This window comes from Sphingorhabdus arenilitoris (genome assembly GCF_042651485.1).
GTDB lineage: Bacteria > Pseudomonadota > Alphaproteobacteria > Sphingomonadales > Sphingomonadaceae > Sphingorhabdus_B > Sphingorhabdus_B arenilitoris.
The window spans coordinates 1-25,966 of sequence record NZ_JBHSDH010000012.1 but is presented as its reverse complement, the minus strand read 5'-3'; the positions used below and the strand labels follow the sequence as shown (position 1 = coordinate 25,966).

General features: G+C 52.4%; 23 protein-coding genes. 8 read left to right on the top strand and 15 right to left on the bottom strand.

Features of this window, described 5'->3' with window-relative positions:
• Positions 1–34 precede the first annotated feature (34 nt).
• The 9 genes from ACFOWX_RS03310 to ACFOWX_RS03270 all read right to left on the bottom strand — a co-directional run bounded on the left by ACFOWX_RS03310 (position 35) and on the right by ACFOWX_RS03270 (position 12,974).
• The gene (locus tag ACFOWX_RS03310; RefSeq protein ID WP_381421287.1) at positions 35–2,026 is read right to left on the bottom strand and encodes a BbrUII/HgiDII family restriction enzyme; all 1,992 of its coding nucleotides are present in this window, start codon (positions 2,024–2,026) and stop codon (positions 35–37) included.
• Complete coding sequence (locus ACFOWX_RS03305) at positions 2,023–3,081, bottom strand: DNA cytosine methyltransferase (protein ID WP_381421285.1); 1,059 nt, start codon at positions 3,079–3,081, stop codon at positions 2,023–2,025. Before ACFOWX_RS03305 ends, ACFOWX_RS03310 begins: the two co-directional genes overlap by 4 nt.
• A 512-nt stretch (positions 3,082–3,593) precedes the next feature.
• A complete protein-coding gene (locus ACFOWX_RS03300) occupies positions 3,594–5,213 on the bottom strand; it encodes a recombinase family protein (RefSeq protein ID WP_381421283.1) in 1,620 nt (539 codons plus the stop codon).
• Positions 5,210–5,629 carry a DUF2924 domain-containing protein gene (locus ACFOWX_RS03295; protein ID WP_381421281.1) on the bottom strand — a complete coding sequence of 140 codons (420 nt, stop codon included), beginning with the start codon at positions 5,627–5,629 and terminating at the stop codon, positions 5,210–5,212. The genes ACFOWX_RS03300 and ACFOWX_RS03295 overlap by 4 nt, the downstream gene beginning before the upstream one ends.
• A complete protein-coding gene (locus ACFOWX_RS03290) occupies positions 5,626–5,895 on the bottom strand; it encodes a DUF3489 domain-containing protein (protein ID WP_381421280.1) in 270 nt (89 codons plus the stop codon). Before ACFOWX_RS03290 ends, ACFOWX_RS03295 begins: the two co-directional genes overlap by 4 nt.
• A 1,239-nt stretch (positions 5,896–7,134) precedes the next feature.
• Complete coding sequence (locus ACFOWX_RS03285; protein WP_381421278.1) at positions 7,135–8,064, bottom strand: DUF5681 domain-containing protein; 930 nt, start codon at positions 8,062–8,064, stop codon at positions 7,135–7,137.
• Complete coding sequence (locus ACFOWX_RS03280) at positions 8,064–9,416, bottom strand: site-specific DNA-methyltransferase (RefSeq protein ID WP_381421276.1); 1,353 nt, start codon at positions 9,414–9,416, stop codon at positions 8,064–8,066. The genes ACFOWX_RS03285 and ACFOWX_RS03280 overlap by 1 nt, the downstream gene beginning before the upstream one ends.
• 1,002 nt (positions 9,417–10,418) lie before the next feature.
• The gene (locus ACFOWX_RS03275; protein WP_381421274.1) at positions 10,419–11,519 is read right to left on the bottom strand and encodes a hypothetical protein; all 1,101 of its coding nucleotides are present in this window, start codon (positions 11,517–11,519) and stop codon (positions 10,419–10,421) included.
• A gap of 39 nt (positions 11,520–11,558) precedes the next feature.
• Complete coding sequence (locus tag ACFOWX_RS03270) at positions 11,559–12,974, bottom strand: phosphotransferase family protein (RefSeq protein ID WP_381421272.1); 1,416 nt, start codon at positions 12,972–12,974, stop codon at positions 11,559–11,561.
• A 320-nt stretch (positions 12,975–13,294) separates the two neighbouring features.
• Here ACFOWX_RS03270 and ACFOWX_RS03265 point away from each other — a divergent pair, with 320 nt between their 5' ends.
• Genes ACFOWX_RS03265 through ACFOWX_RS03255 form a run of 3 tightly spaced genes read left to right on the top strand, consistent with a single transcriptional unit; the run spans position 13,295 to position 16,461 of the window.
• Positions 13,295–14,293: an NAD(P)H-dependent flavin oxidoreductase gene (locus ACFOWX_RS03265; protein WP_381421271.1), complete on the top strand. Its 999-nt coding sequence runs from the start codon at positions 13,295–13,297 to the stop codon at positions 14,291–14,293.
• Positions 14,294–14,353: 60 nt separating this feature from the next.
• Positions 14,354–14,869 (top strand): PH domain-containing protein, encoded by a 516-nt coding sequence (locus ACFOWX_RS03260; protein ID WP_381421269.1) that lies wholly within the window; start codon positions 14,354–14,356, stop codon positions 14,867–14,869.
• Positions 14,866–16,461, top strand: coding sequence for a PH domain-containing protein (locus tag ACFOWX_RS03255; RefSeq protein ID WP_381421267.1), 1,596 nt, complete (start codon positions 14,866–14,868; stop codon positions 16,459–16,461). Before ACFOWX_RS03260 ends, ACFOWX_RS03255 begins: the two co-directional genes overlap by 4 nt.
• A 134-nt stretch (positions 16,462–16,595) precedes the next feature.
• On the opposite strand, the gene ACFOWX_RS03250 is transcribed toward ACFOWX_RS03255, so the two are convergent.
• Positions 16,596–16,988, bottom strand: a complete 393-nt coding sequence (locus ACFOWX_RS03250; protein WP_381421265.1) for a glycine zipper 2TM domain-containing protein — start codon at positions 16,986–16,988, stop codon at positions 16,596–16,598.
• Positions 16,989–17,109: 121 nt separating this feature from the next.
• On the opposite strand from ACFOWX_RS03250, the gene ACFOWX_RS03245 reads away from it, so the two are divergent.
• Positions 17,110–18,177, top strand: coding sequence for an esterase-like activity of phytase family protein (locus ACFOWX_RS03245; protein WP_381421263.1), 1,068 nt, complete (start codon positions 17,110–17,112; stop codon positions 18,175–18,177).
• A gap of 43 nt (positions 18,178–18,220) precedes the next feature.
• On the opposite strand, the gene rpmB is transcribed toward ACFOWX_RS03245, so the two are convergent.
• Positions 18,221–18,511 (bottom strand): 50S ribosomal protein L28, encoded by a 291-nt coding sequence (gene rpmB, locus ACFOWX_RS03240; RefSeq protein WP_381421262.1) that lies wholly within the window; start codon positions 18,509–18,511, stop codon positions 18,221–18,223.
• A gap of 132 nt (positions 18,512–18,643) precedes the next feature.
• Between rpmB and tadA the strand changes: the two genes are divergently transcribed.
• Entirely contained in the window at positions 18,644–19,099 is a 456-nt protein-coding gene (gene tadA / locus ACFOWX_RS03235; RefSeq protein WP_381421260.1) for a tRNA adenosine(34) deaminase TadA, read from the top strand.
• On the top strand, positions 19,096–19,497 hold the full coding sequence (locus ACFOWX_RS03230; RefSeq protein WP_381421258.1) for a hypothetical protein: 402 nt from the start codon (positions 19,096–19,098) through the stop codon (positions 19,495–19,497). The genes tadA and ACFOWX_RS03230 overlap by 4 nt, the downstream gene beginning before the upstream one ends.
• Positions 19,498–19,515: 18 nt before the next feature.
• Here ACFOWX_RS03230 and yghU read toward each other — a convergent pair whose 3' ends face one another.
• Genes yghU through ACFOWX_RS03210 form a run of 4 tightly spaced genes read right to left on the bottom strand, consistent with a single transcriptional unit; the run spans position 19,516 to position 22,933 of the window.
• Complete coding sequence (gene yghU / locus ACFOWX_RS03225; protein ID WP_381421256.1) at positions 19,516–20,382, bottom strand: glutathione-dependent disulfide-bond oxidoreductase; 867 nt, start codon at positions 20,380–20,382, stop codon at positions 19,516–19,518.
• 56 nt (positions 20,383–20,438) lie between these two features.
• Positions 20,439–20,930, bottom strand: coding sequence for a protein tyrosine phosphatase family protein (locus ACFOWX_RS03220; RefSeq protein WP_381421254.1), 492 nt, complete (start codon positions 20,928–20,930; stop codon positions 20,439–20,441).
• Positions 20,931–20,936: 6 nt separating this feature from the next.
• Positions 20,937–21,737 carry a LytR/AlgR family response regulator transcription factor gene (locus ACFOWX_RS03215; RefSeq protein WP_381421252.1) on the bottom strand — a complete coding sequence of 267 codons (801 nt, stop codon included), beginning with the start codon at positions 21,735–21,737 and terminating at the stop codon, positions 20,937–20,939.
• Positions 21,734–22,933 (bottom strand): sensor histidine kinase, encoded by a 1,200-nt coding sequence (locus ACFOWX_RS03210; protein WP_381421251.1) that lies wholly within the window; start codon positions 22,931–22,933, stop codon positions 21,734–21,736. The genes ACFOWX_RS03215 and ACFOWX_RS03210 overlap by 4 nt, the downstream gene beginning before the upstream one ends.
• A gap of 96 nt (positions 22,934–23,029) precedes the next feature.
• Here ACFOWX_RS03210 and ACFOWX_RS03205 point away from each other — a divergent pair, with 96 nt between their 5' ends.
• On the top strand, positions 23,030–23,623 hold the full coding sequence (locus tag ACFOWX_RS03205; RefSeq protein ID WP_381421249.1) for an HD domain-containing protein: 594 nt from the start codon (positions 23,030–23,032) through the stop codon (positions 23,621–23,623).
• Positions 23,624–23,834: 211 nt separating this feature from the next.
• Entirely contained in the window at positions 23,835–25,691 is a 1,857-nt protein-coding gene (locus tag ACFOWX_RS03200; RefSeq protein ID WP_381421247.1) for a WG repeat-containing protein, read from the top strand.
• The last annotated feature ends 275 nt before the right edge of the window (positions 25,692–25,966 follow it).

Genomic DNA, 25,966 nt, shown 5'->3' with positions numbered 1-25,966 from the left:
TAAGTGTTTAAATCGGCTTGGCCCCGGATCCACGTTAGTTCTTTGGAGGAGGGCTAAAGTCGTCGATCGCTTCGAACACACCCCATAGTTTATCGCGTTTCACGTGCGCTTCGAGATAGTCAGCATATGCTGCTTCGGCATTGGTGAGCAATTCGTCGTAAAAGACAATTCGCGCGCCAACCGTATCAAGCGTAGCAGCGACGCCAGACGCACCTGTCGATGTTTTGAATTCGGGGGGCTCTTTACCTAGGAGGCATATGATCTCGATCGGCCAATCCTTGTAGGTGGTTTTGTCGAGAATAGCTTTGGCACCATCTCGATAGGTCCGAATTTGTTTCATCAGCTCGTCGACCGGGACGGACACCGATGCACGTTTCAGCTCAACGATGACATGCTTGCCTCCAGCAGTGCGGTAGCCGATGTCGATGCGGTTCTTTTTTTCATCACCTTTCAGCTTAGCCGTGTTGTCATCAAGAAACTTCCTCACCAGCGTTTCGGCATGCTCCGTTCCTTTGGTGCGCTCCCAAGCTGGATCAAGCAGCCATAGATGCTCAAAAATGTAGTCCCTGAGAACCAACTCCTTGTCATTTTGCTTCAGCTTGTTTTGGAGCGTGTTGATCACGCCAAGGCGCAATTTAACAATCTGGCCGTAATAGCTCAGTTCCAGATCGTCGATATCTTTAAAAATTGCGAGAACATGATCAAGCCCTTCATCTTTCAAAGCATCAAGGCGATCCAAATCATCTTTCCGGCGATAGCTCTCGAAAGCAAGAATAGAGGCCTTCAGCAACTCCTTCTTGTCGTCATCGGTTGATCGGATTGTGTTCAGTCGGCCAATCCAACGTTCCGCCTTCTTTTTTGTGTCGCCCTGCAAGTTGTTCAGCCAGTCAGATACCGCCGGAACTTTCATTGCGTCTTTTGTGCCATCTGTCCGCCGCCAATCGCTCCAGCGCCCAGCTATATTGCGAAGTTCGGCTAGGACAATCTTTCGCAATGCCTCAAATCGAGGGTCATCCTGCTTAAGCGATTGGCGGCTGCTGGTGGCGATATCTCCTTGATCATCAAGGTCGAGCTCTTCGCAATGCAGCTCACCGATAAGGTAGTCGGCGTAGATTTCCTTTTGACCAAACTCATCCAAGATGTCCTCTTGCGCGAGTTTGCCTCTCATGAATACGGCGAGGCGGTTGAGATTATCACCGTCTTCGTCCTTGAGCTGATCCGGCTTCGTGACGGTTCCGATCCACCCGGTCAGCGATATCCCCGCATTGGCTAATTCGACTTTTACAGCAGAGGTTCGGCTGTCGGCAGGGCGCTCGAGATTCTTGCAAAGTTTCGTGAACTCGCTTTGGTCGCCATACGTCCAAATATATTGCAGGGCATTATGATACGCTCGGTCCTCTGGCCCAATGACGTTGCCATTGACGGTTACATTAAAGCCGTTTTTTGAGCCAATTACGGCAAAACGCCGCGCCACGCGTCGCTTCAATCCTTCGACAGTCATACCTGATAAAGACTTCGAGATCGTCGAAAGAACGATCCGCGTACCCGACTGCAAATCTTTCGGCCAGTCACTAAGCTCCTCGGGCCTGTAGCTGTCCTTTCCGGTTCCCGCGATTGCTTGGCGTATTACCTCGCGGTCCATGCGAAATGCTGTCTTCTGACCTCCGACAATCGTGTAGACCTCGGCAATTTGCGCGATGGAAAAGATTGAAAGTTTGCCAATCCCCTTGCGCCCCATTGGGTTCCGGCCTTTAGCCGTTTTGCTACCCAGCGCCTCTCGCCGTTTGAAGCCGACGGTCAGGAAGCGGTCAATAACCCCGTCCCTGTCCATGCCCGTCCCGTCATCCTCAATTGTGATCGTTTCTGTTGCCTTGTCGATCGATACTGCGACATTCTCTGCATCGGCATCCCAAGCGTTTGCGACAATCTCGGACAGCACTGCCGGGATATTGCTGTAAAGATTGATTCCTAAGTGCTCGAGAGCATTTAGGCTGATTGTCATAACAAGTTCACGCTGGTCACTCATTCGACGCTCTCCAGGTGCGATTTGACGGCCCTCGCAATCGCGCTGGCAAGGTGCACCGGAACGGCGTTTCCTATTAGCCGTCCTATCCGCTTGAAGTGGATTGGCTCACCAGGTTTGGCAAACTGGTATTCGCGCGGGAACCCCTGCAATAAAGCGCCTTCCCGAAGAGTAAGTGCCCTATGCTGTTCTGGGTGTCCGAACCGACCGTTTCCGAACCCATAGAATTGCGTGGTGATCGTGGGAGACGGTGATGTCCAGCTCATGCGCCCATAGACTGACGAGTAGCCTTTGCCGGTCGCGACTTTGTGGCAATCTGCTACCAAGTCTTTGTCCCAATCTCGCCAAGTGCCGCCCGGTTTGGCGGACGCGATGCGACGCGCGTTCTTATCTGAAAGACGGCTGGCTCGGTGCAGCGGGTCGCGGTCGTCTCTTTCGCCATGTGCCAGCGGCGGCAAACCGCCGATCTCCTCTCGTACAGTGCGATGGCTCTCAGCATTGTGCGTGGGTAATGGAAGGGAAATCGGGCCAAGCCGAGATGCAAGCAGCACAAGGCGCGATCGCGTCTGCGCTAGCCCGAAATCCGGGCCATACAGCACGTCCCACACAACATGGTAGCCTGCCGATCTGAGCTTGGCGACGAACGCGTTGAATACCGCGCCGCCTCGGAAAGCGAGAAGGCGGGGAACGTTTTCCATGGAAACTACATCAGGTGATGAAGCCTCTATGATGTCGCCGAATGCTTGGAGAAGCTTCCAGTTTGGGTCTTCATTTTTCTGATTATACGTCGAAAATGGCTGGCACGGAGCGCAGCCAACTAGGACGCGCTTGGTGCCAGGAATGAAGAGGTCTTCGACTTCCTTCGCTGTCAGTTTCCCAACGTCTTTTCGCAGGAACGGAGCCCCGTTGTTGGCTTCATAAGGAAACCGGCATGCCTCGTCTATGTCGATACCGCCTGCCAGTCTGAAGGATTCCGCCTTGAAGCCGTGCGACAGGCCGCCCGCGCCGCAAAACAAATCGACGACGGAGGCATTTGGCGTTGGTTGGGTGCCAGTCATCGCGATGCACCCCGACGACGATCTATCAGGTCGGAATCCGATATAGAAATGCCCTGTGCCTTGAGCGCGCGCAGAATGAACACCCTTACGGTTTCGTTTTGCTCCAACGCATTGCGGCAAATCTCTTTCTTTAATGCCGGTGAGACTTTGAATTGAATTGCGCTTTCGCCCACCGCCTTGCCCACCATGCCACGCCTCTCTTAAAGTCATGATTTCATTACTTCCACATTTGTTGATGTGCAAGCGTCATCATAGTTATTGGTTTGACACATTATCTCGAACGGCAGCTTACCGCGATTACGCTGGCGATAGCAGACAGTCAGGACCGTCCAACATTTCTGCCCTTCCAGTTGCGTTGTTAAGATGTCAGTTTAACAGCGACTTTAGATTGGCTTCCAATAATCAAAAACTGGCGGCAGAGGCGACATTGCATTTTGTTATCATATTCGATTCCCCACTCGCTAAATTCCTCGCGAATTTGAATAGCGCAAATTGCATAAATATCTCGTCTTTCACTCAAAGCCCAACAGCCTCCTCTGCTCCTCCCAATCCAGTGGCATATCGCGCGACAGCAAGATTTCAATATCGAGCCTCTTTGGAACATCGCCGCGTAACAACGCTTTTTGAATATCTGGTGCAAGTAATCCTGGCACATTGCGTTCGCGTGACCATTTGTTCACCGGCGTCGTCATTTGCGCATGGTTTTCAGGGTATAATGGCGAAGCATTATGCTCATCGAGCTTGCGATGAGATGTTTTGATCAGCTCTGCCAGCACTTGCTTGGCCTCGACATCATCAAGCAGATGCGTCCGCGCCCGAACCGTGCGTCCACGCTTGATAGGCCGCGCGTCTATTGAGAGGTTTATGATGTCTTCGCCGATGCTTACATGCTTATCTATTAGCTGAATGCGCTCAAGCAGCTGCTGATGCGTTTCATCTTCTCGCGCCAGCTCAGCTGCATCCAGCCTCACCCTGAGAACATTCTCGTCGATGACTACCTTGGTGATTGCGTCAAAGATCGCGGTTCTTGCTTTGCTATCGGGTATAAGCGTTCCAAGCTGCGCGATAATCAGCCGCTCAATACGCTCTGCTGATAATCTTATCCCCTGATGATTATCGCTATGCTGTGCTTTGCCATTAGGTAGTATCGTCTCAGAGGCATAATAGCGGTATATCTTCTTGCCGCGTCCATAGCCAAAGGTCGTGCGCATCGGCTGGCCTTCACCGTCATATATCTTGCCAGTGAGTTGCCCTGTCGCAGAACGGGTTTTCTTGGCTGAACGCGTTACCCTCTGCGCAGCGATTTGTGCCTGCACTTTATCGAACAGACCGCGTTCAATGATCGCGTCATGCTCTCCTTCATGGATATTACCCTTATGCGCGATCTCGCCAACATAGATGGAGTTCCTCAGGATATGGTAGACCGCGCCGCAGCTGAAGTTGACCCCGCCATGTGTTCGGCCCTTGCCCGACGTCCAGCTCTTGGTGCGAATAGCATTGCGGTTAAGCTCCGCCGTCAGCTTGGGAACAGATTTGAGTTTGAGGTAGCGCGCAAACATCATACGTATCTGGTCAGCTTCGACCGTGTTGATCAGCAACTTCCGCTCACCCAAATTATAGCCCAGCGGCACATTGCCGCCCATCCACATACCGCGCGCTTTGGATGCTGCGATTTTATCTCTGATACGTTCGCCTGTCACCTCGCGCTCAAATTGAGCGAAGGATAAGAGCACGTTTAGCGTCAAACGGCCCATGCTGTTAGTGGTGTTAAACGCCTGCGTCACACTGACGAACGAGACCTCATGCTTGTCGAGCGTCTCGACCATACGGGCAAAGTCCATCAGGCTTCTGGTAAGTCTGTCTACCTTATAAACCACGATGATATCAATCCGGCCCCGCGCCACATCGTCGAGCAGCTCCTTGACCGCTGGCCGCTGCATATTACCGCCAGACCAGCCGCCATCGTCATATTGTTTGGGGATGACCTCCCAGCCTTCACCGGCTTGGCTTAGGATATATGCTTCGCAGGCCTGTCGCTGCGCATCGAGCGTGTTGAACTCCTGCTCCAGTCCTTCTTCTGTGGATTTGCGGGTATAGATAGCGCAGCGATGTTTGGCTCTAGGCTGGGTCATCGTTTGTTGCTCTCTCTAAGCCCAAAGAAGCGCGGTCCGTTCCAGCGTATTCCCGTTATCAGCCGCGCGACTTCGGACAGGCTGCCATATTTGACGCCCTCGTAGAATATGCCGCTTTCCAAGACGGTGACTTCATAGCGCATGCCCTGCCATTCTCGCGCCAGCCGCATACCAGCGGCCGGCGATGTCTTTATGACCGAGCTTTGCTTTGAACCCAGCATTTTGCACGTCGCGGCATCAAAGCCGCCATAGGCATCGGCTTGTATCCGCCATGCTAGCACGCGCCGGATGAGGTCCGCAGCGCGGATGGTGGGCGGATCGCCGAAGCGCTCCCGCCATAGGGCGCGCAGCTCGCTCAGGTTCATGGACGCTATTGCGGCGACTTCGGCTTTAACCGCTTGCTTGGGCTGCTTCATTGGGCTTCACCGGCATCGATAAACCAGACGGTGACATTTCCGCCCATGCGTTTGTCGATATCATAGCCGCGCCCCCGCAGCGCGGTCATCGACGCGCGGACGGTGTGGGGTTGCCAGCCGGTTGCTTCCATCATCTCGTCGAGACAGGCGCCATCGTGTTGCAACAGCAGCCTTAGAAGGCAGTCGAGTTTGGATTGAGGCTTTGGTGCACGGACGTCTTTGATGACATCATTGAGGTCGGGTTTTGTGGTTGCGGCCTTTGCCATATCGTTATTCCTTTCTTAGCAGGAGCAGCAACTTGCCGCGCCCTACCGAGAAAGGCTCCGCCAGCTATCCGGCTAGAGCATATGCGCATTCCAAGTCCCAGGCCGCGCACGAACAGCAATGCTTGCTTTCAAGGGGAAGTCGAGTGGGATCTGGCGTTACATATCCCAGGTTGTCATGCCATTCATTAGAGCTATTTGATAACAGCAACGAGGTTTATAAAGCCAAGATAGTTTCTGGCGATTTTGTCATATCTTATGGCAACGCATCTGAAGTGCATGATTTTGCTGAAACTGATCTTGTTGAAGAAGCGCTCAATCAACTTGCGGTCCTTATAGATGACCTGATCGAAACTGTGCCAACTAGGTGTTATACTGCGCCGCGGACCGACTGCTTTTGAACCCGTTGCTGCGATGGTGCCAAAATAAGGGCTAGTAAGTTATATAGTCCTCAATAATTAGCGGCATGAGCGGCAAAAAATGCTTGGCAAATACACGCAGATTGGAAAAACATGGGTTGGCTATCTTTAACAATAAGCCAAAGCCGAAGGTCCGAAACGGGACGTTTTTGTTAGCTATCTTATTATAGTTAATGCAAAATACTTGGATTAAACTGCCGTGATTGTGACTGGGGGTCAATGCTCGCGCCCCAACCCGTGTGTACGTCCGAAACACCAGTCTTTAAAAGGTTAGCATCGCTTTGCTGAATTTTGAAGCTAAAGAATGTCGGACGCCCTCTGCCAACCCTTCTGCGCCGCTTTTGATGAAGGCAGAGCTATTTATATGAGGCATCCGAGCGCAGTGTGTTTTCAGAGCAGCGATTTCGCCAAGTTTAGCAACTGTATCTCGCATGCGGGTTGATCTGTCCACGCTTGGTCTGACCGACACAGCGCGTTAGCGATAGTGATAAGTTTTCTGGCGACGGCAGTCACTATGACCTTGCAGGCAGAATAACTACCTAACTGCGGTCATTTTCTCCCGATATCTTAGCCATTTTGACGCATCGAGCACGGATTAAACAAGTCCCGACCCTAAACTCAATGCGCCTGCTTTGATCACGCTTTCCAATTACCATTGGGCTTCACCTCTATTGCCCCAAATCTGTCGATCATAAGCATCGCAATATAGATGTTGATTAAGACAACGCTTTGTAGCGGCAATAGAGCCGAGATTAGCAATGCTACCCTCTTCTTTTGCAATGAAACCGGCGCGAGAATTTGATTTTCTGAACAGAAATGGAAACTACCCACCCATCATCCTCTTCAACTCACGCTTCAACTTGGGAGTTGATGGTCTTAACTCGCCATTGGCAAACTCAAAGCCGAGCTTGTCTAACGGGAAAGAAAAGGGCGATGCATCGTTTCGACCAATATAAAAGAAGGGCAAGCCATACTCCTCACATTTTTTCGCCAGATAGCTGCTCCATTCCCCGCGCCCGGACACAGCGCGTGTCATAATATCGCCGTGGAGCTTTTGATGGTCGCAGCGCAGACGGCGAGGTAGCACCGCTTCAATTCGGACGAATGTGAGAAAAAACAGCCCAACGGAGGCGTTTTGTCCGTTCTCGTCTGGTAGCCTTGATTTTTCGTTGTAGAATATCGACAGCTCAAACATCAGATCGCGCGCTTCTATTCTCTTGTCCTGTGCCTCTTTTTCCTCCACGTCTACTGGTCCCAATAGTTCGACCTTAAGTTCGTGCCAATTTAGCCGGATATCATCGGGATGCGGTACGATATCAAGCTCTTCCCTACCTTCCTTTTTGGCACGTTCCAGTATCGCCGCTTGTTCAGCTTTGATCTCACTCCAAACGTCAAAGACTTTCTGTTTGTCAGCGTGATAAGCGGCATCTTCTTGGATCACAAACTGGAGGTAAGTTCTCATAGCCATCGGCCCGCCCTTAAGAGCTTCCCGCTCGAGTGAACGTAACACGGCCTGCGTCACTGAAATGCAGCTAACGCCATCAATATCGCGAATTTTGAGTTCACGCGCAGCCTCGTGTCGCAGGAGTGACCTGGTCGGAAACCGTGCGGGATTAAATATGGGCGGCTCTGGTTTATGTTTCTTCTTGGGCCGGCCAGCATAGTTTCCAGATTCGCCCGACTTAAACCGGGTATCTCGTGGCGGATTTGCATAGCCTATCGTGTTTGCGGGCTTGGCGTCTTTTTTGCTCATCAGTTGACCTCCGCATTAAGGAGCAAATCGCTGCAGTCCAGGCGTTGCTCGAACGATTGACCGCTTTCTGTGTGAACCGCTTGCTGTCCGGTATAGGCTTCAAAACGACGAACAATAGTGTCGCAATATAGCGGGTCCAGTTCAATCAGCCGCGCTATGCGACCCGCTTGTTGAGCCGCAATGAGCGTACTGCCTGAACCGCCAAATGGGTCCAAAATAATCTCACCTCTGCGCGAACAATCTTTGATTGCGTCGGCAATCATGGCAACCGGCTTAACGGTGGGATGCATTTCCAACTCTTCTTTGCGGGTGGCGCTGATACTACTTATGCCTGCATAGTCCCATACGTTCGTGCGGTATCTGCCGGTTTCGCCTAGACCAAAACTGTTCACATGCGGCGCATCCCCGTGTTTAAATACGAAGACGAGCTCATGCTTGGAGCGATAAAAGGCTCCCATGCCGCCATTCGTCTTGTTCCACACGCATAGATTTTTGAGTTCCAGATTAGCTGCCTCACCTGCATCGAGTAGCTCACGCATGTGGCGCCAATCCATGCAAACATAGATAATGGTACCAGACCGGCATTGTTTTGACATCGCGGTTAGTGTTGAACTTAGAAAATCGGTAAACTGAGCAACGCTCATTTCACCTGCAGCCATTGCAAATTCCCGATGTTTTACATTGCCTAATCCAGAAACATGGCCATCAATGGGAACATTATAAGGCGGGTCTGTGAATATCATGGCGGCCTGCAAACCGGCCATCAATTTGCAATAATCCGCGTCCGAACGCGCATCGCCGCAAAGCAGTAAATGCTTACCCAGCTGCCAAATGTCTCCAGCTTTAGTTACCGGCGTATCGTTTCTTGGCGGCACAGTGTCGGCTTCGTCGCTTGCAGCTAACTGCGCTCCGTCATTTGCAGCTTCAAGCGTAAAATCGATTTCCGCTAAGCTGAAGCCAGTAAGTTCAACTTCAAAATCGAGGTCAATAAGCTCTTGCAGCTCCAATGCCAACAGATCCACATCCCAGCCCGCATTCAGAGCCAGCTTGTTATCTGCCAACGCATAGGCTTTGCGTTCAGCTGCGGACATTCCCGATAGAGCTACGACAGGTACCTCTGCCATCCCCAATAGCTTAGCTGCTGCAACGCGGCCATGGCCTGCTACGATCTGATTACCATCATCAACCAGCACTGGATTGTTAAAACCAAACCGGTTTATCGAATCCGCGATCTGCTGGATCTGTTTTCGCGAGTGCGTCCTTGCATTACGCGCCAAGGGCTTTAGGTCGTTAGTGGGCTGGTAGCTAAGGTTGCGGGCTGGCTTTTTGGATTGATATTGAGCATTGGTCATAGATGATCTCCAGATTGAGAATTACTTTATACATCATCAATTATCGACCTCCAAATTCGCTTCGAAACCAATTTTACTATGTCTTAGAGGTCTCTTAAACACCTCTTAGACACCTCTTATTGAAACTTACTTGAAAATTACATATTTCGTTACAAATATAAAAATTGAAGAAAAAATCCTATATTCTCAGAAATGCAATGAACGTTCCGGTCAATTAGTAAAAATAAATTTACCCACATCTTTTAGGTATTTTTTGACTTCATTTTTGACCTTTTAGCTTGCCGGCAACCAAGAAACACGGCTTGGAGAACCCACTTGAGATATCCATTCCGAATCAAGAGGTCTATCCAAGTGCGTTGCAATTGGACGAGCTAGTTGAGATATAATTGAGTCCGCTCAACGAGCCTGAAGCAATCCCGCCCAACACAGCTTGTATCGCGCTTGGATGGCCCAGAGTCCCACGTACCGCTTTTTCTATGTCGTTTCATAGATAAGCAATACCATCAGTTCGGTCCGCCATCTTAGCGGCGCTGAAAATATCCCACGGTAAACGAAATTATCCCACGCTTGGCCTCGGATATCCCACATTTGTTCACTTATCAGCGTTGTTTCTGACCCAAATATGCCGATTTTTCGCAGTTATGGCTGACTTAGTTCCCTGTTTACTGCAATAATTTCCCTGTTATCTCAGAATAAATTCCCTGTTTTGAAACTAGAGGAATCCGCTATGAAATAGCGAAAATGCTCGGATCTGTAGGCTTTTGGGGCGGGCCAAACAGCAGAATAGTAGAAAATTTCACTGTAATTTCCCTGCATGCAGGAAATTGCAGGAAGAGACGCGTCCCTTATGACTGCGCCCACCTCCAGCATTCCTTTCACCGGCATTTTTCAGCAGCATTCAGCCAACAGCGCAAGTATTTCGTCTCCTCACCCTATGATTCACGCGCGATAGCTTTCCGCGGCCTGTCCGCAACCACCTTTCCTCTCGCAGTTGCGATCTTGCTATTCCCTAATGAGGGCGACTCCCTCCGCCATGCCGGTGGGCTCATGCGGACCGATGAATAGCTGCTCGACAACGCCCATGCCTTCGCGTTCCACACCGTTGAAAACGAGCTTTGCTTTGGCCAAAGCTTGAATATGCAAATATAGCGGATCGGTGGGCTGGCATTCATCAGTGGCGATTACATCATATTGAAATGCCTCTTCGCCATGATCGCGGCCATGTCCCCAAACCGGATGCGTGTAGCCAAGGCCCGACATATAAAATAGCGGCCCAGTGGTGAATGAAATCGTCGCCTCGCCGGTGTCACCTTTTAATAAGGCTGAAACAGATTTTATGCGGCGTGTCTTTTCAACCCATTGATAGTCATATTCGACATCGTCAAATTCATACAGCTTACCGCCAATCTTTTGTATCGCCGCGCGGCGGTTCCATGGGCGGCCAAAGGCATCGTCATTGGTATGCGAAAATGCGACATAATCCTCGAAATTACAGGGATTCCAAAGCCAGAAAAACTGTTTTAAATTTCCGTCCCGTGGCGGCTGCGGCTCCGACGCCCCTACCGGACGTATACCCCAGCTGCGATCTCTCGTGCCGAATGTCTCTTCCGCTTTTATGCTGATCTGTTGATCGCCCAGGTGGATGGTTCCTGACCAGGCTACATTCTGCGTCATCCGGGTATAGTCCATAAACGCGCGGGTGCCGATCCGCCGTGTGAAGCGCGGCTCTTCAACAGGCGGGTGGCGCACATGAAATGTCAGATCGAGTGAAATCTCGCTGTCACAAGGGGCCAGAATAATGCGGGACCGCGACAATGGCTCCAATATCTCAATCGAAAGCGGGCCCACCTTCAGATCAGACCGGTCGCCATTCATCCTGCGCGAAACGCGCACATTATGCTGCTTGCCATCCTTCAATATACATACCGCACCATCCATAATGCCAAGTTGAGGATAAAGACCAAAAGCGATTGCGAAAAATATGTCGCCGTCCGGCGTGTAGCCGTTGAAGAAAAAACGGTCATAGAAATTCCGATCGGTACCGGCAAAGGCCATTGGCTCTGAGGTTTGATGAAATGGATATTCATCGGCGCGTGTTATCATATTGTCCCTCTCTCCCAATTTCCTCCATCACCCATGCCGCTAAAGCCGATCAATAGTCCATTTTTCTAAGGCGACTTTCAAGCCGGCATATTTGGGTTGATCAATCGAAAGCCTTTCGAGCGCGGTCAGCCGCATATGATCCCAAACTTCCGGATCAGTGATCGCCGTGCTTCCCCCTCGCAACGCGCAGCAAAAGGCATCGGCCGAAATGCCCATGCTGGCAAGCCGCGCACCCGATTGCTCGGCATATTGCTGGCCCCAGGCGGCATGACGCTGCGCAATGCCGAGCGCATTATTAGCAACCCGCGCTTCAAACAATGCGTGCCCTTTGGCGCTGGGCATGACCTTGTCCTTATTCCATTCGATCAGCGCGTTCAAAATCTCGGCATATTCAACCTCTCCATGCTCGGGCAGAAGCGGCGGCGTTTTGAAGGGAACAGGCGCACCTTGGGCAAGGCCCATGTGTTCAAATTGCAATAGCAGGTCGATTTCGGATTCCGATGCACGGCGGCCAATTATGGTGCGTTCCAATATTGGGACGGTCCCGTCACGGTAGCTGTGCCCCATACGCAAGCAAGTGACGCCCCACCATAGCGTATTATACACCAGCCACCAGTTGAAGCGATTTCGGTCAACCGTGGTGCTGCTGGCTTTTTCATAAGCCGCGATCATATTATCCGCGCTGTCAAATCCGCCTGCTTCTTTGTCATAATACCCAAAGCGCCAACTGGGCGTGCATAGATACGCCAAATCCTGCATCGGATCACCCAAATGCGCAAGTTCCCAGTCCAGAACGGCGCCGATGCCTTGCTTATCGATCATGAAATTCCCCATGCGGAAATCAGCGTGGAGAAGTTTTGGTTCCTGCGCCTGCGGAATATTGTCTTCCAGCCATCTGAACGCATAGTCATAGGCAGGAATTGCGGCTTGAAGCGCTCGATAGGCTTCTTCTTGAAAGCTGAGCAGGTCGGGCGTGTCGATGGATTGAATTTCCGCAGGTAACAGATCGATACTAATCGCATGGATGGCCGCCAATTCGTGGGCGCATTGGCTGGTCAGGCGGGAAACAGCAACGGCATAATCCGGGTTGCCCAGAATTTTTTGCGGCAATGTTTCACCAGCGACACGGGCCATCATGAAGCCTTGGCCCATACCATCTTCATCGGTCAATCTGGCCAACACTTGCGGGGCACGGACACCGGCATTGCGGGCGATCTCAATCAAATCGGCCTGCGCATCCAGCGAAATCGCAGATATCGCCGCAGTATCTTCCTGTTCGCTTACCAAACCCTCCGGCAACCGGCGCAACACCATATCCTGATCACCAAAGGAGAAAGCCCAGCTTTCCATGCTCGCACCGCCGGAAAGCTGTTCCAAATTGGCAATTGCCGCGCTGTCATTCAACTGCCGCCGGCAAGAGGCCTCAATCTTTTTGGCTAGATCATTATCATTCATCCGCCATGTTTAATCGCGCGGTTAAACTTTTGCAACAGCACGCCTTGACGATGCGGTGCGCTCTATTTCCTGCGATCCAGCCTGTCCGTGATGGGGGTTCGGTCGGCGCAGATTTGGTGACCGTTAACAATATACCCTGCCGCCAGTCTATGCGGGGGAAGCGCGGGTTTTTGAGGTCCCATCCTCCCCATCGACTGGCGATGGGGAGGATAAGGTGGGCCGCGTCTCCATCAACCCAGACCAATTTTTAGACGGCGGGGCGCACGCGGCGCGGCAATTTCGCTTGCCCCAAAAGCGGTTAGGCCGCTATCGCTAGCGTCATGTCAAAACTCCTCCATCTCATGCGGCGCGGCACCGAATTTTTGGGTTGTGAGGTCGCGATTATGTGCGGCGCTATGTCGTGGGTTTCGGAGCGCAATTTGGTCTCCGCGATCAGCAATGCGGGCGGCTTTGGCGTGATTGCGTGCGGCGCAATGACGCCCGCCTTGCTCGACGCCGAAATTGCCGCGACCAAGGCGATGACGGATAAGCCCTTTGGTGTGAACCTGATCACCATGCATCCTGATTTGTTTGAGCTGATCGATATATGCGCCCGCCATAATGTCAGCCATGTGGTGCTGGCAGGCGGCCTTCCCCCCAAGGGCAGCATTGATGCGATCAAAGGGCATGGCGCAAAGCTGATCTGTTTTTCACCCGCGCTTTCGCTCGCCAAAAAACTGGTCCGCAGCGGTGTCGATGCCCTGATTATTGAAGGCAGTGAGGCGGGCGGACATATTGGTCCTGTTGCCACATCGGTGCTGGCGCAGGAAATATTGCCGGACATGGCAGAGGTCGTGCCGATGTTTGTGGCAGGCGGCATATCGCGGGGCAATGCGGTGGCCAGCTATCTCGAAATGGGGGCATCGGGGGTGCAGTTGGGCACCCGATTTGTCTGCGCCGAGGAATCGATTGCCCATCCCAATTTTAAGCAGGCTTTCCTGCGCGCCAATGCCCGTGATGCGGTGGCCAGCGTGCAGATTGATCCGCGCCTGCCCGTCATTCCGGTTCGTGCTCTCAAAAACAAGGGCACGGAGGAATTTACCCGGACACAAGTGGAGGTTGCAGCGCGGCTGGATGCAGGCGAAATCGATATGGCCGAGGCGCAAATGCAGATTGAGCGTTATTGGGCAGGCGCGCTGCGCCGGGCGGTGATTGACGGCGATGTCGAAAATGGATCGGTCATGGCGGGCCAGTCGGTGGGGATGGTACAGGTCGAGCGGCCAGTGAAAGACATAATCGCCAAACTGGTCAACGAAGCCGAAGCGGCGCTGGCGCATTAGGGCTAGGACGACAGATAAAAGCATCTTGCCAATATCCCGGGACCCTTCCATATCACCGATATGACCGAAGCCGACATTGCGCCGATATTATCCGACGCCCCAAACGCGCCACAGAGCGGCGATGCCTTGACCCCGATTGACCCCCGTGACGTGCCGGTAACGCGGATTGGTTATGCGATTATGATGGTGCCGTTAATGATCGGTGCCGGCGTGCTGGAAATAGCGCAGCTGCTACCCCCGGGCGTGATTTTTGTGCCGGTGCTGCTATTGTCGATATTCCTGATATTCATTTTTCCGCCCCGGCAATATCGTCGCTGGGGCTATCATATGGCGGCGGACCGAATCCGGATAGTGCGCGGCTATATGTTTTACAGCGACACCGTGGTGCCCTTTGGCCGGGTGCAGCATATTGATGTCAGCCAAGGCCCGATTGAGCGGCAGTATGGCATAGCCACGCTCACCCTGCATACTGCGGGTAATTATAACAGCTCGGTGCATCTGCCCTCCTTGGCGCATGAAGATGCGCTCGCGCTGCGGGAGGAAATCCGCGCCCATATTAAACGGGATACGCTTTGACACCGGCGGATAGCGATATTTCGGCCTTGCCAGCCCCAGAGGTGCAGCCGGCAGAGCCGATCACCGATGGCACAAAGCTAAGCCTCATGGGGGTATTTGCGGCCTTCATCACCGGCCTGCCCAATCTGATTTTCCCAATTTTGGCAGCCATATTCGGTGCACGTAGCAGCGGCGCGGAACATATCCTTATTCCCGTCATCCTCGGCCTTGCGCTTGGCGGCAGCCTGTTTTTTCGCTGGCTCGATTGGACCCGGTTCCGCTATTTTGTCGGCGAAGAAGATATCCGCATCGAAAGCGGCATATTATTCCGCAAGGCACGCTCCATCCCCTATGAACGCATACAGGATGTCAGCATCGAACAAAAATTGGTGGCGCGGATATTTGGCCTTGGCGAGGTCAAATTTGAAACCGGCGGCGGCGCGGGCGAGGATGGGCAATTAAGTTATGTCTCCCTCCACGAAGCGCAGCGGCTACGAGAGCTTATCAAAGCACGCAAATCGGACATAACAGCGCCAGCAGCATTTGGTGAGGCGGGAATAGCCAGCAGTGACAGCGAAGGCGCGCAGGCACCTGAACAGCCCCCCATATTTGCGATGGATAATCGCCGTATATTGACGCTCGGCTTTTACTCATTCTCTTTGGTCATTTTTGCGGTGCTATTTGGTGTCCTGAATCAGTTTGACTGGCTGTTGCCATTTGACCTGTGGGATTGGACCGCCTGGCTTGGTATTGCCAAGGAGCGGGGGGCAACGCTTGACGGTTTAAGCATCACGGCGCGGGCGATTGCGGCCTTGATGGCGCTATTCGGCCTGATCCTGTTGGGCTTTGCCACTGGCATAGTGCGCACCCTTCTGCGCGAATATGGATTCAGGTTGGACCAAACGGAAAAAGGGTTCCGCCGCCGCCGGGGCCTGTTCACTTTAACCGACGTCGTTATGCCCGTGCACCGCGTTCAGGCGGTCACCGTATTTACCGGCCCCATCCGCAAACTGCGCGGTTGGTATGGGCTGAAATTCATCAGCCTGGCCGGCGATAGCAGCGCCAGTGAAAAAGGCGAAAGCGATCATGTGGCGGCCCCGCTGGCCACATGGCCAGAAATAAGCAAGATTGCCGAGATCGCCGGTGTTCCTATGCCCGATGCTAATGTGGTACTGATACGCGGAAAACTGGTCTATTGGTTGAATATATTGATATTCATCATTCCGGTGGTGATCGCCGGGATCGCTGTGTTGATCGCATTTACCGATGCGGGTGCGCTGGCCATTTGGTTGCTCGCAGTCATCGCCTTTTTTACTCTCTCCGCCCTGCTGCAATGGCGGCTGAGCCTGCATGCGCACAGCGGCCCGTATATATTTGTGCGGCGTGGCTGGTGGAACCAGAAATTAACTGCGATCCCGCAAATTAAAATTCAATCGGTCGAAATTACGCAAGGACCAATCACGCGCTTGCAGGGGCTGTGCTGCGTGCATTTTGGTATTGCGGGAGGGTCCATTTCTATCCCCGCCATCCCGCTCGCCGACGGCCGTGCCCTCTGCCAAACGGTCATGGCGAATATCGTCAATGTCGATTATTCAGAATTGAACCGGCCGTGACCCTGACGCTTGAAATGCAAAAAGGGCCAGTGCGTCATGCACCGACCCTCCATGCCCCGACATAAGCCGGACATCCGCCCCAAGTAACGAGAAAGGTTCAGGGACCCGTCACCCGTGGGCGAAAAACTATCTGCTTAGCGGCACCGGCTGGTACCGCGGTCGATTGCACGGCCGCCAATGGCACCTAACACTGCGCCGATGATCGCGCCTTCGGTCCGCTCACCGCGCCGGGCAACCCGGTCACCGATTGCCGCGCCAGCAACCCCGCCGATGATCGCACCGCCCGTACCGTTGCTGCACCGTTCGCGGTAATAACGATCCCGATAATCACGGCGATATTCGCGGCGCTGATCGCGGCGATAATCACGGTCATCATAACGGTCATAATAACCGTCGCGGTTATAATCGCGCTGGTCATAATAATGATGACCCCGATGTTTGCCATGCGCCATTGCCGGTGTTGCGGCAAAGCCAGTGACTGTGGTTGCTGCCAAAACCAATCCTACCAATGTTTTGCTCATTTTCATTGTCTTGCTCCACTAATAATATCATGCCCCTTGAGAGCTTGTTTAGTTCATCTAAATTGAGTTTTTCCTGAACATCGCTGTTATCCAATGTTCAGACTTGGGGATCGGACAAAGCGCCGCTATGGCCAAAATCATGCTGTTTCGCTTGCTTCGCTCCACTTTACTGATCGCGATGCTGATCTGCTTGATCGGCGGAATCCGCGTCGTAAACCGTAATGATAGTCAGGATATCGCTCTGCGTCCGCTGGCGCTTGATGTGAATGATTCGGATCGCCGCACCGTTGGCGCCCTTACATTTCTGCGCGCTTGGGAATTGGGCAGCGGCAATAGCGATTTTGGCGGTATATCCGCGTTGGTGGCGCTGCCCGGTGGACGGTTTATGGGGGTGAGCGATGCGGGAGCGCTCATTGGATTCGGCCTGACCCGCGATGATAAAGCCGACCGGCCCTTCATCGCCGCCCTGCCCGGCGCAGTGGGGCCGAACATCAGCTATGAAGACCGGGATAGCGAAGGCATCGCCTATGACCGGGAAACCGGCCGTTTCTGGGTCAGCTATGAAGCAAAACATATGATCCGCCGCTTTACGCCGTCATTCGCGCGGATCAGCGGCAAGTTCACCGCGCCAGAGATGAAAAAATGGGGGGCCAATAGCGGCGGTGAAGCCCTTGTCCGATTGGCTGATGGCCGCTTCATCCTATTTTCCGAAGGCATGGACCTGCCCGATGGCAGCTATCAGGCGTTGTTTTTTTCGGGCGATCCGGTGGAGGCTGGCACTAGCCATTTCTCCTTCGGTTACCGCCCGCCCAGCGGATATAAGGCGACCGATGCGACATTGCTGCCGGATGGGCGGATATTGATCCTCACCCGCCGGGTCAGCTTTCCGGATGGCTTCACGGCAAAACTTGTCCTGCTGGACCCATCGGATATTGCGAAGGAGGAAGCAATTACAGGCACCGTCATTGCGACGCTCGCCCCGCCATTATTGGTTGATAATATGGAAGGCTTGACCACTACTCAGGAAAATGGCCGGATAATCGTTTGGATGATATCCGACAATAATTTCAATGCGTGGCAGCGGACATTATTGATGAAATTTATTCTCAATCTTGACGGTGGTAAGGATCGCAAAGGCGGTAAAGACGAAAAAAAACCGGACGCAAACATCGCGCCCGGTTTTCAATCTCTATAAATCGTCAAACGGATCAAATACCGTTCAAAAGCACTATCGCCGATTAAGCAGCTTCAGCCTGTTTCTTGGTGATCTGCTTCTTCACTTTGCGCGCATTATCGCTCAGCTTGCTATCCGAAGTTTTCAGCAGCCAATTGTCGAGGCCGCCAACATGTTCAACCGAACGCAGGCCCGATGTTGAAACACGAAATTTAAAGCCTTGCTCCAGCGAATCAGACAAGAGGGTTACTTTCTGCAAATTTGGCAGGAAAGTCCGCTTGGTCTTGTTGTTGGCATGGCTTACATTGTGGCCTACAAGGCGGCCTTTGCCAGTCAGCTCGCAAATACGCGACATGTTGAAAATCCTATTGTTTGAACTATTGACGGGAATCACCGACCCCGGAAAGACGCAGCCACTAACCTTGTGCGCGGCAAAGGTCAAGCTTCTGATGTAGCAAAAAGCCCGGTAAATGCCTAAAGGCAGATCATGTCATTATCCCACGCCCGCAAATTTATGGATGAAGCGTTATCGCTCGCCAAAGCTGCGTCCGATGGCGGAGAGGTTCCGGTCGGCGCGGTCGTGGTCAAAAATGGTGAGATTATTGGACGCGGCGCGAACCGGCCCTTGGCGCAAAATGATCCAACCGCCCATGCCGAAATCGCGGCGATCCGGGATGCGGCGAAGGCATTGGGAACCGATAGGCTCACCGGATGCGATTTGTGGGTCACGCTCGAACCTTGCGCCATGTGTGCCGGTGCCATTGCTCATGCCCGGATCGCCCGGCTCTATTATGGCGCAGACGACGTCAAAGGCGGCGCGGTTGCGCATGGCCCCAAGCTATTTACCCAGCCAACCATCCACCACCGGCCCGAAATCTATTCGGGCATTGCGGCGGATGATGCGGCCATTCTCCTAACGCAATTTTTCAAGGATCGCCGATGAAAAAATATCGCCTTGCCATGTTACCCGCCATTACCGCTCTATGCGCCGTTACCGCATGCGAACCGCCAAGCCGTCCTGTTACCGAAGGGAATATCAAGGGCAGTTTTTTCGAAGATTTATTCGGCGAACGCTGCAGCTTGGAAATATTATTCGGCAGCTATGCCAGCGGCATTGACGACAAAAGCTATCGCGAAATAAAGGCTTTACTCGCTTCTCGATCCGGCAAATTCACCATGTCCGAAAAACAATGGGGCCGCGAAGGCGAAAAGGCGGTTTGCGCCAATGGCACGGATAAGAAGGCTGTCGATGCTTTGGAAAAGGATATTGCTCAAATCATCGCCGCCAACGAACCGACAGAGGGACCGGTTACGGTAACGCGCGGGCCGCTGCTCAAATGACACATTAGGGTCAAGCGCCTAACTCGCCGTTTCCAGCTTATCCTGCGTCTTTGTGTCAAAATCGCTGGCGTCATGGCGTTCGCGCAGCTGGCTGGAGGGTTCACCAAAGGTCCGGTTGACCATCGTGCCGCGCTTTACCGCTTCGCGCGCGCCGATAAGCTTTGTCCAGCGCAGCACATTTTCATATTCATGGACCTGAAGAAATTCTGCGGCCTCATATAAAATACCCCGCGCCATTGCCCCGTACCAAGGATAAATTGCCATATCGGCGATGCTATATTCATCGCCAGCAAAATATTCATTCTCCGCCAAATGCCGGTCAAGCACATCCATTTGCCGCTTCACCTCCATGGCATAGCGGTTGATTGGATATTCATATTTTTCAGGAGCATAAGCATAAAAATGACCAAAACCGCCGCCCAAAAACGGCGCGCTGCCCATTTGCCACATCAACCAATTGATCGTTTCGGCGCGCTTGGCGGGGTCTTTCGACAAAAACGTGTCAAATTTTTCGGCGAGATAGATGAGCATCGAACCCGATTCAAACAGACGCAGGGGCGGCTGCACGCTATGATCCATCAGCGCCGGTATCTTGCTATTTGGGTTGATGGCAACAAAACCGCTGCCAAATTGATCGCCTTCGCCAATGTTAATCAGCCAAGCGTCATATTCGGCACCCTGATGCCCGGCGGCGAGCAGCTCTTCCAACATGATCGTTACTTTCACCCCATTGGGCGTTCCCAGCGAATAAAGCTGAAACGGATGCTTACCCACTGGCAGCTCCTTTTCATGCGTTGCCCCCGCAATCGGCCGGTTGATCTTGGCAAAGCGCCCGCCGGATTCGGTGTCCCATGTCCAAATTTTTGGCGGAGTATATTCAGTCATAATAATGGGTCCCGTGATCTTGATGTTTTGCCCTATTCGCGTTTTACGGGCCTATGTTACATACTATAGTCTCGCCCGCAAAATTTATGATCCTGCATTCGTCGTTCATCATTCCCCAGAAAATCTGCCCAGACGCCGCCGGGACGCCAGACGCTTTCCAGCAATGCGGCTGCTTCGTCCATATCGATTAAGCCAGTTTCCGCTGCATATCGACGGAAAAAAGCGGTCACCCGGGCATTGACGATGCAATGGACATGCAGCCGCTTATTTTGATGCATGTCCATGACCTCGCAAAAATCCTGATAGTCTTTTTCAGTCGGGGCATCGAAAGCGACCGGGATATGAATATATTCCAAACCCAGTCTGGCGCAGCTGGCAGGTTCATCAGGGAGGGCTTTTTCATGGCTGTGCAGCCCAAGATTCACAATCACCTCCACCCCATCATCACGCAGCAATGCTAGTTGTTCTTCGCTTGGCTGGCCGGAAATAGTCAACCGGCTATCGATACGCCGGAAATTGAATATCTGTTCGAGCTGCGATGATGCCATGAGCCGTTAATGCACAAAACGGGCGACCACATCGCGGTAGCTGCGGCTGACCTTCACCTGCGCGCCGGATTCCAGCACCAGAAAACATTCGCCGTTGGTATGCGGTTTGACTTGGCGCACTTGGTCCAAATTGACGATGGTGGAACGGTGTACGCGCTGAAATGTTCTCGGATCGAGCCGTTTTTCCAAATCCTTCATCGTTTCTCGCAGGATCAGGCTGTTATCAGCGGTATAGATGCACATATAATCGCCAGCGGCGTCGATCCGCTCGATACTGTCGACATCAACGCGGAAAATTTGCCCGCGGTCTTTCACATTGATCAATTTTTCATATCGGCTCGCGGCGACCTCTTCATCCGCCAAGGGCAGGTTATTGGCGGCGTCAGGCGCAACCTCGTTAATGACATTGCGCAGCCGTTCAATCTCCTCCGTGCTGCGCCGCTCCGACAAGCGGCCGCGAATCCGGTCCATCGTATCGGCCAGACGGTCCGGCTCCACAGGTTTCATCAGATAATCGATGGCCTGCGCTTCAAAAGCGCGAATCGCATGTTCGCTATAGGCGGTGACAAAGACGAATAGCGGCGGATCAATATCCATCACGCCCTGCACAACCGAAAAGCCATCAAATCCCGGCATTTGGATGTCCAAAAATACCAGATCGGGTTTTAACGTCTTTATTTTGCGGATGGCGTCGCGGCCATTATGGCAGGTGGCGACAATTTCAATGTCGGAAAATGGCTCCAGCCGCAGCTGCAAACCTTGGACTGCCAGTTTTTCATCATCGACTAATATGGTACGGATGGTCATGTAGTTATTGCTCCTTGCGCAATAGCCCCCGATTTTTTCCCTGTATCATTTGCTGTTTCGCCGGTGGTGCCAGATGCTTTGGCTTCGGCCTTAACCGGTTCCGATGCCGCCATGGATTTTTTTGTTTGATAGGGCATTTCGATAAAAACCTCAAATCCCCCGGACTGGCTTTTCCCATGCCGGAAAATTTGCGCATCTCCATATGCTTGCATCAATCTTTCCTTTGTATTGGCCATGCCGACACCTGTTGAAAGCTTGGGATCACTCTGCCCTTCTTGCAATCCCGGGCCGCTGTCCGAAACGGTGATCCGAATTTTTTTACCGGCCAGTTGAACGGCAACGGCAATATCGGCTCCCTCTTCCTTCGGTGTAACCGCATATTTTATCGCATTTTCTACCAAGGGTTGCAGCAATAATGATGGCACCAGAGCGTCATGTGCCGCCGGATCAATATCAAATTTAGGACGCAGCCTCTCTTCAAAACGCATTTTTTCAATTTCGAGATAGAGCTTTAATGTTTCTACTTCCTGCGAAATTGGCACTTTTGCCTCCGCCTGATTGATCAGGGTGAAGCGCAAAAAGGACGACAGGCGCGACAACATAGCATTGGCTTGCTCGGTCTGTTTCAACAGGACCAGCGTCGAAATACTGTTAAGCGTGTTGAACAAGAAATGCGGATTGAGTTGATATCGCAGCATGGTCAACTGCGCCGTCGTTGCCTGCGCCTCTAACCGAAGCATTTGATCCTGCTGTTCTTCGGCGCGCACGAAAAAATTGATCGCGTAGTATAGCGCCGACCATGCTCCAAGTAGAATGCCGTCAATATATAGCGCGGCGAGCCATAGCTGCACAAAGGGGGAGCCTTCTGCTGTGGGCCGCATCGTCTGATTCACCCAGGCATCAATATAGGCATAAAGCCCCGACCCCAGCGCCACCGCCAGCAATGTGACGCTCCATGTGACGATTGGGCGGCGATCAATCACCGACCGGTAAACCACCGATAGTAGCAATGAGACAGAATAGCCCGTTACCGCCGATATCAACAGCGTGAGGAGGAAGCTAAGCTGTTGCCCGCCCGCAAGCGCCGACGCCGCACGCAGCGCAATTGCCCCGGCCCAGCCCGCACTGTGCAGATTCCAAAAGGCCCTGTTCTTATTGGAAAAGAACGGCTGTTCGGTAAGTTCAATGACCGCCATAAACTGTATCTAGCGCCTAAATCCCATCTCTAGAAGCCCTTGTTTTTATAACGGCAACGGTGATACCATCCAAAGATCAGTTTTTGGAGAGAGACTATGGATCATCAAGACAGGCAGCATGCCAGCTTCAGCGATATGGCCGAAAGCACGGCCGAAGATTGGGCGATTATTGTAAAAGAACAAATGCCCTTTGCCGCCAATGGCGGACAGCGCGTTCTCGACCATCTGCGGTTGTTGGCAGGCGATTATGGGGGTTTTCCGGTCGACCGGCTCACCCACTGCTTACAAACCGCGACGCGCGCACACCGCGACGGCCGGCCGGACGATTATGTCGTGATGGCATTGATCCACGACATTGGCGATACACTGGGCGCGTATAATCACCCCGATATAGCCGCAGCGATCATCAAGCCATTCGTATCGGAGGAATTGCACTGGATCGTTGAACATCACGGCATTTTTCAGGGCAAGAATTTCTTCCACCATATCGGCCTTGATCCCGACATGCGCGAACAATTTCGCGGCCATAAATATTTCGCCGCCACCGAAGAATTCGTGCAAAAATACGACTGCCCGGCTTTTGACCCCGAATATGACACATTACCGCTCGAATTTTTCGAACCGATGGTGATGAAGCTATTCGCAAAGCCGCTGAACAGCATTTACAAAAAAGCGATGGAAACCACTTAGGGCGGGGACCGATTATGTTAGCATTGTTTAGCAATTAGGATGCAGTTGCCAGCGGCTTTTTTTTGATGCCAGATAATGTAGTGAGGAAAGATCAAGGTCCCGGAAAAAATCATGAACCCCGGTACCGAACCTTAATCATATTTATGGTTGCGCCTACCAAACATCCGGAAAGTTATAAAAGCGCGGCCCGTTACACGAGTAGGGAAAATAAATGGCATCGCATTTGAGATTATCGTCGGTTACAGTCTTCGGGTTGATATTGATCCATGCTGTGTCTTCCCCGGTTTTAGCATCTGATTTGGCAGACAATAGAGCGGTAGTGGTCCGAGGCGGGGCAGATGCGGCAGTTGAGGGCGAAGCAAACCGAAATCAAATCGGTGTATATTGTAAAGATGAAATATCCAATTTGGTAAAACCAGAAAAGCTGGCCACGGCTTATCCTTTGCGCGTTCATGACCCCCTTGCGGTTATGGCTTTTGCACCGTTTGAGTGTGAGGTTCCAGTTCGCGGTCAGGACGCCCCGCTCACCATTAAAGCGTCACTTCAACCGCTCATGACGCGATTGACAAAGCCTGCACCAAATAGCGGCGTTTCGGTGATATTTGAAAACGCGCGGGCTCAGATACTGACATCTCAAGATGAACCGAAGCGGATCAAAGCGAGCAGCCTAGCTGAGATTGACAATATTCCGCTATTGTTTGAAGCAAATGCCGACACCGTGGCTGCTGCTAAAGCGTTTGTCGAAATTACCGCGCAGTTTGACGCGCGCGCCGTCCGCATAGCCGCTGGCTGGCGAAGGCATATTGGAATGTTCCGAAATGTGAAGCCAGTTGGCGGTGCCAGTGAATATTATGAATATAGCGAGCCAGAAAATCCGTTTCTAGAAGGGATATTAAATTCGCGCGGCGACATCGTTATAAAGCCCGAATATGATGATATCGACTTTGCTCGAGGCAATTTCATCGTCCAAACCAAAGAAGGCTTGACCGGTTTGCTTTCGCTTTCTGGAAAAACCATATTGGCGGTGCAGCATAAAGCGATAATTGACAAGGGCGATGGCCGCTTTCTTGTTTTTTTTAGCGATTACAACCAGCAGGTTTTTGATGCGGATGAACTGGAATTTATCGGACAAAAATATGACTTTATTGAGTTTATCGAGGGCGAAAATCTTGTCATTGTGAAGAACGTCGTTGGAAAGGATGATGCACATTATCGCTTCTTGACCCGAGACATGGCGCCTGCCTTTGGCGGGATTTATGATTTAGTCCGGCAAATGCCGGACAGCAAATTCCTAGTGGAGGCCGGCGGTGCCGCATCTTTGCTTGACCGCGACGGCAATGCCTTAATCCCGCCGGATTTCGAAAGCCTTTGGCCGCACGCAAAACACCGGCTTATTTACGCGCGCAAGGGAAATACAGCGGCGTATTTTGATTATGACGGACGCCAAATAAGCCCGAAAAATTGGACCGTGCATTACGCGCCATCCGAGGAAAAAGGATATGTCACCGTAAGCAACCCAGAGGGGCGATATGGCGTTATCGACAAAAATGGGATGTTCGTGATCCCGGCAGAATATGCGCAGGTGCATCAATTTAACGAAGGGTATCTGCCCGCCGCAAAAATAGTTGATGATAAGGCGGGAAAACGGAAATTATTCGGCCTAGTAGACGAAAAAAATAAGGTCATCATTCCATTTGAGTATGACAATCTCAACCTGGTTCGCGATGGCCGTTTATGGGCGAAGAAAGATGGCAAATGGGGCCTGATCGGCATCGACCAATCCATAATCGCCGACTTTACTATCGATGCTGTGTCTCGGTCAATCACAGAACGCGACGATGACAGCGGGCAAGACCGGTCATTCATGATCGCACAGCGCAATGGTCAATATGGTATTGTACGGCATGATAGCGGCGAAGTGGTCGTGCCGTTCAGATATTCAGCAGCCCAAGAATATCCGCTGAAACTGCGAAAAGACGATCAATGGCTGTCCTACCCCTGCGATTTCAAACCGGAACTCGAATATTGCAAAGGCGGCATGCGGCCTAGGTCAGCTGGGTTCAGATGACATAATCGTCGCACCATATTCCGGGGACATTGCGTAATTGATGTAGCCACTCTCCTAGTTAGCACGGAGTCGCAATGGAGCGCTCCAAAGGAGGAGAGTGACCGATGAGTATATTTGCAGGTTTGGATGTATCTGACAAGACGTGCCACATATGCGTGGTTGATGCCGAAGGTGTTGTTATCCGCCGCGATGTGGTGGCGAGTGATCCGGATGTGTTGTCAAAATGGCTGGCGAAGCATGCCGCAGGCCTTGAGCGGGTGGTGCTGGAAACAGGG